The organism is Streptomyces sp. NPDC001796, assembly GCF_042892355.1.
Classification (GTDB): Bacteria; Actinomycetota; Actinomycetes; order Streptomycetales; family Streptomycetaceae; genus Streptomyces.
The window spans coordinates 193,322-199,502 of the sequence record NZ_JBIAUC010000012.1 but is presented as its reverse complement, the minus strand read 5'-3'; the positions used below and the strand labels follow the sequence as shown (position 1 = coordinate 199,502).

The window sequence follows — 6,181 nt, the reverse complement described above, 5'->3', positions numbered from 1 at the left end:
TGGGGACCGGGGGCGTGGTGTTTGGGCGCGTCGGGCGCCCCCATACCCCCCGCACCTAATTTTGGCGCACCCGGCCCGCGGGGGGGGGGGCGCGGGGGGGGGGGCCCCCCCGGGGGGGGGGGGGGGCCCCCCACGGCCGTCGGTCAGCACCTCACATGCCGCTTCCGCGCGGTCACGTCACGTCGTCATATCCGTTGACCCGGTCCGTGCTCGGCGCCTGGGGCAGTGCCCGGCTCGCGGTGACGCTCTCGACCTCGCCGATGTCCTCGGGCGTGAGATCCAGTTCGGAGGCCTCGTCGTCGGCGGGTCCCTCGGCCTCACGCCGCCGCTTGCGCCGGTCGTTGAGCAGCGAGAAGGCGACCGCGCCGAAGTACAGCACCCAGATCGGCCCGGCCAGCGCCAGCATGGAGAGGGGGTCGGTGCTGGGGGTGGCCACGGCCGCGAAGACCGTGATGCCCAGGATCATGCCGCGCCACCAGCCGAGCATGCGCGTGCCGCTGAGCACCCCGGTGAGATTGAGCATGATCAGCAGCAGGGGCAGCTCGAAGGACAGCCCGAAGACGACCACCATGCGCGTGACGAGCTGCAGCAGGTCGTCCAGCGGCAGCAGGTTGTCGACGCCGGACGGCGTGAAGTCGATCAGCACCTTCGCGGTGGTGGGCAGCACCTTGTAGGCGAAGAACCCGCCGCCGAGGAAGAGCGGGACTCCGGTGCCGACGAACCCGTAGGCGTACTTCTTCTCGTGCCGGTGCAGACCCGGCGCGACGAACGCCCACAGCTGGTAGAGCCAGACCGGCGAGGCGAACACCACGCCGGCCATCAGGGAGACCTGCAGGGCCAGGGTGAAGGGCGCGAGCAGACCGTTGATCGTGATCCGCGCACACTGCTGGTTGTGGCTCGAGGACCTCGCCAGCTCCTCGAAGCTCTTCCCGCACCCGACCGAGTCGAGGATCGGCTTGGTGAGGAAGTTGATGATGTCGTTGTAGAAGAAGGCGGCGACGACCGTGACCACGATGATGGCCAGCATGGCCTTGGCGAGCCGGTTGCGCAGTTCACGCAGGTGCTCCGCTAGGGGCATCCGCCCCTCGGGGTCCTTCTCCTGTTTGCGGGCAGACTTGAGCAACCCACATCCTCATCTCGTGCAGTGGACCGGGAGCTCCGGTCCTCCCGTCAGCGCTGGGTCGTGTCCGTCGGCTCGTTGACCGGGCGGGCGCTGGTCACGTCGCCGGGAGCCGCCTGGATGGTGCGCTGGGCCGGGGGCTGCTCGTCGTTCGGCGGGCCGGCCGGCGCCGAGGACTTGCCCTCCTCCTTCATCGCCTTGGCCTCGCTCTTCAGGATGCGTGCGGACTTGCCGAGGGAGCGCGCCATGTCCGGAAGCTTCTTCGCGCCGAACAGCAGGATGATGACGACGAGGATGAGAATGATCTCGGGGGCTCCGAGCCTTCCGAACATAAGTCTTTACCTTCTCACCGAGGCGGCATTGGGTGGGGGTGCTGTTCGGTCAGTCGGACAAATGTCCGACAACCGTGCAGCGATCGTAACGCTCAGGGGTGAACGTGAGGCAATCCCTGTGCGTACTCCCGGTCTGCGGACCGCGCCTCGTTCTCCGGGCCGCGACCAGCAGCGTACCTGTAGGCGGTGGCAAGTAGACAGGGCGAAGTGCCTCATTGCGCCTCTTGCGACCCCTCTTACCGGATCCACGGATTACCGTCGCGGGTACGGCTGTAGCGGAGAAGGGCATGCGCCCGAGTACCGGCGTGCGGCGGATTGCCGAGCCACGGCGGGATTGCCGGGCCACAGCGGATTTCATATCCGGTCCGCGGCCCGGGCCGCGCCCACGGCCGCACGCTCCAGGTCCTCCGCGGCGCGGTTGATCCGGCGCGCCGAGTCGGCGACCTGCCGCCCGAGGCGCTGGGCCTCCAGGAAGACCCGGACGGCGAACACACCCAGAACGGCGAGCCCCAGGAACCCCAGGACGATCGCGAGCATCGGCCAGAACATGACGTAAGAGCCTAGAGGGTCGAGTGCAGCCGCAGGGTCCGCACCCCGCCGCCGGTGAGCAGTTCGACGATGCGGTCCCCGGCCGGCTTGCGGACGGACGCGCCGCACTCGGGGCACGTGAAGGAGTAGAACGTGGTCTTGCTGGTGGCGCCGATGGCCAGCCGCAGGGCGCCGGCCCCCAGCTCGAAACGGGCCCGGCAGTCCGGGCAGCCGGCCCGGAACACCACGTCGGCCACCCGCCTCATCCCGGCGAACGCCGTCCGCACCGACATCTCCGCGGCCCCCGGCCCCTGCGGCGCACCGGCCGACGCCTCCGACTGCTCCGACGCACCAGACATCGCCGACCTGCTCACAGCTGCTGCTCCTGCCTGTCGTACAGCCCGTCCTGAACCGGATCCGGCCCGTCGTACGCCGCGAGCGCCTCGCGGGCCGCCCGGCGGGCGCTGTCCGCGAGGTCCTGCGGTGACACGATCCGGCCGTCCCGTCCGAGCCGCAGCGCCAGCCGTCTGAGCGACGCCGGGTCGGGGGTCCGCAAGGTGATACGCAGCCCGCCGTCCGGCAGCTCATCCGCGCTGTCGTGCGGGTAGTACTCGGCGACCCAGCGGCCGCCCGGTCCGGCCTCGACGACCACCTCGGGGTCCTCGGCGGCGGGCTGGACCAGCCCCTCGGACAGGTCCCGCAGCTCGACCTCCGGGGGCGCCGACGGCTCGTCGAGGATCTTGATCTCGGCGACCCGGTCGAGCCGGAAGGTGCGGCGCGCCTCGGAGCGGCGGCACCACGCCTCCACATACGTGTGGCCGACGCTGACCAGGCGGATCGGGTCGATCTCCCGCTCGGTGACCTCGTCGCGGGCCGGCGAGTAGTAGCGGATCCACAGGCGCCGGCGCTCGGAGATGGCCCGGTCGACGTCGGCGAAGACACCGCCCTCGGACTCGAACGTCACCGACAGCCGGGAGCTGGCTCCCGCGGCCTCGCCGGCGGCGGCCTCCACCTTGGCGGTGGCGCGCAGCAGCGCCTGCCGGTCGCTCTCGCGCAGTCCCGGCAGGGTGGCCACGGCCCGCGCGGCCACCAGCAGCGCGGTCGCCTCGTCCGCCGCCAGCCGCAGGGGCTCGGCCGCCTCCGCGCCGAGAGCGGCCGGGTTGTGCCACCAGATGCGCTCGCCGTCGGTGTCGATGTCGAGGAGGTCGCCGCCGCGGAAGCTGGTGCCGCACATGGGCAGCACGTCGAGGTCCGAGGCCAGCTCCTCCTCGGTGATCCCGAACGCCCGGGCGACGTCCTCGACACGCGCGCCGGGGCGCTCCCGCAGATACGTCACCAGGGACAGCATCCGCCGGGTCTGGTCGATGGCGTTCGCCGGCCTGGCCGGTTTGCCTGCCACGGTCGTACCTCCCCCCTCAGCCCTTGGCCACGGCACGCAGCCGGTCGACCACGTCGGCCCTCAGCTCCGCCGGCTCCAGGACCACCACGTCGGGCCCGAACTCCACCAGCCAGGCGTCGAGGCCGTGCCCGTACGGAATCTCCAACTCGTCCCAGCCGTCGCCGAGTTCCCGCACGGAGGTGGCCTTCGCCCGAAGGGGGTACCCCGCGTCCCTGCGCAGCCGGATCCGCGCCGAACGGTCGGCGGTCTCCCCCGCCCAGCTCGCCACGGTCTCACGGACGGTGACCACGTCGGGCACCGGGGCGGTGAAGGCGCCGCCGCGGCTGCGCACCTTGCCGGTGATCCTCGAGAGCCGGAAGACGCGCTCGGCGCCCCGGTCGCGGTCCCAGCCCGCCAGGTACCAGTGGCCGCGCCAGCACTCCAGCGCCCAGGGTTCGACATGGCGCTGCTCGGGGTGGGCGGCTGTGGCCTTGCGGTAGTCGAAGACGACGGGGCGGCGGTCCCGGCAGGCCAGCATCAGCGGCTCGAACGCGGCCTCGTGCACGGGGATGCGGGGTTCCAGGGCGCCGTGGGCCTCGTACGGGTCGACGTCCTCGGGCAGGCCGGCGGCGCGCAGCTTCTGCAGGGCGCCGCTCGCTGCCCCGGCGAGCCGGGCCTGCTGCCACACCTTGGCGGCCAGGCCGAGCGCGGCGGCCTCCTCGGCGTCGAGCGTGATGGGCGGAAGGCGGTTGCTGTCGCGGCGGGCCAGATAGCCGACCTCGCCCTCGAGGTTCTCCACGGTCTCGATCACGAGTCCGAGCTCACGCAGGTCATCCTTGTCCCGCTCGAACATGCGGTTGAAAGAGTCGTCGGACCCGGCTTCCAGATACGCCTCGATGGACTCGCGCAGCTCACGCTTGCTGAGCGGCCGGCGCGTCCCGAGCAGACACAGCGCCAGATTCATCAGCCGCTCGGCCTTGGCAATGGCCATCGACGCCCTTCGCCTCCCCATGGTGCTTACGACGGACGACCGTACCGCCCGCAAGCACCCCGGCAAAAGCCGAGGGCCCATGCCCGCGCAGGCATGGACCCAACTGATCGTTTCCGGTCGCCTCCAGCCGGCCGCCCGCGTCGTCCGAGGCGGCCCGGCCTCGGACGCCCGGTAGCTGCCGAAAACGCTCCGCGAAGCACCCCCCGCAGGAGGCGGCTCGGCGGCCGGATCACCCGCGCAGCCGCCGGGTGTCCGCTTCCGCGGCCCCGCACAGCGGCTGCCGGACGGCCCCGGTGGCCGACAGGCGTTCCGCCGCCGGGCTCCGGCCCGGCGGCGGTCGATGGCTGGTGCCTCGGTCAGACCGCGACCAGGTCGCAGACGAAGATCAGCGTCTCGCCCGGCTTGATCCGGGCGCCCGCGCCACGGTCGCCGTACGCCAGGTGCGGGGGAATCGTCAGCTGGCGGCGGCCGCCGACCTTCATGCCCTGGACGCCCTGGTCCCAGCCCTTGATGACCTGGCCGACGCCCAGCTGGAACCTCAGCGGCGTACCGCGGTTCCAGGACGCGTCGAACTCCTCACCGGTGGAGAAGGCCACGCCCACGTAGTGGACGGAGACGGTGTCGCCCGCCTTGGCCTCCGGCCCGTCACCCTCCCAGATGTCCTTGATCTCGAGGTCGGCCGGGGGCTCGCCACCCGGGAAGTCGATCTCGGGCTTCTCGATGCTCACGTCAAAAGCTCCTGCTGTTTCGTGTTGAGGCCATTGCGGCACCACCGACACTCTCACATCCCCGCAGGGCTTACATCTTCGCCAGGATGTCGACCACGAACACCAGCGTGGAATCCTTCTTGATGCTGCTGCCGCTCGGCGGGTTGTCCCCGTAGCCCAGCTTCGGCGGGATGACGACGAGCACGCGGCTGCCCACCTTCTTCCCGGTCAGCCCCTGCGCCCAGCCCTTGACGACCTGCTGGAGCGAGAACGACGCAAGCTGGCCACGGCCGTACGTGGAGTCGAACTCCCTGCCGGTGTCCCACAGCACGCCCTTGTACTGCACGAGAACGGTGTTGTCCGCCTTGACCTCGTCGCCGTCGCCCTCGATGACGTACTTCGCGACCAGCCCCGTCGGCGGCTTCACCTTCGGCACGTCGATGGACGGCGCCTTGCCGTCGGTGTTCGTGCCCACCTTCGGCAGGTCGGAGTCGCTCTGCGCCACCGCCTTGCCCTTGGCGGAGCTCTTCGCGTTGAACGTGTTCTGCAAGTCCACCACGAACACCAGCGTGTCGGTGCCCTTGATGCCCGCCTGCGGGTTGCCCTGCGTACCGTAACCCCAGGTCGGGGGCACGGCCATCAGCACCCGGCTGCCGACCTTCTTCCCCGCCAGCGCATACCGCCAGCCGTCGATGATGCCGCCCTCGGCGAGCTGGATCACCAGCGGCGTCTTGCGGTCGTAGGAGTTGTCGAAGACCTTGGCCGTGTCCCAGATCTGGCCCAGGTAGTTGGCCTGGACGTAGTCGTTCTCCGCGACCGTCTGCCCACCGCCCGCGATCACCGTCTTCACGGCCAGGTCCTTCGACGGGGAGCCGGGCCCCTTGGCCACGGTCGGCTTCTGGTCGAACCCGGTGCCGGCGGTGATGGCCGGCAAGGGCCCCTCGACGATCTTCGGCGGCGGGGCGGCCGACGTCGCCGAGGGCGCGGGGGACGAACTGGTACCGCTCGCACCCTTGCCGGACTTGTCGTCACCGCATCCGGAGACGGTCACCAGCCCGGCGGGCACAGCGGCGAGAAGAAGAGAGCGTCGGCGCACGATGGGGCCTCAATCGGTCGATCTTGATG

At 71.0% G+C, this 6,181-nt stretch carries 8 protein-coding genes; all 8 read right to left on the bottom strand.

The window, feature by feature from the left end; translation table 11 throughout:
* Positions 1-172 precede the first annotated feature (172 nt).
* The 8 genes from tatC to ACFYZE_RS24180 all read right to left on the bottom strand — a co-directional run bounded on the left by tatC (position 173) and on the right by ACFYZE_RS24180 (position 6,152).
* Positions 173-1,123: a twin-arginine translocase subunit TatC gene (gene tatC / locus ACFYZE_RS24215; RefSeq protein ID WP_388997707.1), complete on the bottom strand. Its 951-nt coding sequence runs from the start codon at positions 1,121-1,123 to the stop codon at positions 173-175.
* Between the two features lie 47 nt (positions 1,124-1,170).
* Positions 1,171-1,452 (bottom strand): Sec-independent protein translocase subunit TatA, encoded by a 282-nt coding sequence (tatA, locus tag ACFYZE_RS24210; protein ID WP_200421327.1) that lies wholly within the window; start codon positions 1,450-1,452, stop codon positions 1,171-1,173.
* A gap of 354 nt (positions 1,453-1,806) precedes the next feature.
* Entirely contained in the window at positions 1,807-2,001 is a 195-nt protein-coding gene (locus tag ACFYZE_RS24205) for a hypothetical protein (protein ID WP_388997704.1), read from the bottom strand.
* Between the two features lie 11 nt (positions 2,002-2,012).
* Complete coding sequence (locus ACFYZE_RS24200; protein ID WP_388997757.1) at positions 2,013-2,273, bottom strand: hypothetical protein; 261 nt, start codon at positions 2,271-2,273, stop codon at positions 2,013-2,015.
* Between the two features lie 77 nt (positions 2,274-2,350).
* On the bottom strand, positions 2,351-3,379 hold the full coding sequence (locus ACFYZE_RS24195; RefSeq protein WP_388997701.1) for a helix-turn-helix transcriptional regulator: 1,029 nt from the start codon (positions 3,377-3,379) through the stop codon (positions 2,351-2,353).
* 16 nt (positions 3,380-3,395) lie between these two features.
* Complete coding sequence (locus tag ACFYZE_RS24190) at positions 3,396-4,349, bottom strand: helix-turn-helix transcriptional regulator (protein WP_388997698.1); 954 nt, start codon at positions 4,347-4,349, stop codon at positions 3,396-3,398.
* Positions 4,350-4,705: 356 nt separating this feature from the next.
* A complete protein-coding gene (locus tag ACFYZE_RS24185; protein ID WP_388997695.1) occupies positions 4,706-5,077 on the bottom strand; it encodes an FKBP-type peptidyl-prolyl cis-trans isomerase in 372 nt (123 codons plus the stop codon).
* A 70-nt stretch (positions 5,078-5,147) separates the two neighbouring features.
* Positions 5,148-6,152: an FKBP-type peptidyl-prolyl cis-trans isomerase gene (locus ACFYZE_RS24180; protein ID WP_388997692.1), complete on the bottom strand. Its 1,005-nt coding sequence runs from the start codon at positions 6,150-6,152 to the stop codon at positions 5,148-5,150.
* Positions 6,153-6,181: the final 29 nt, after the last annotated feature.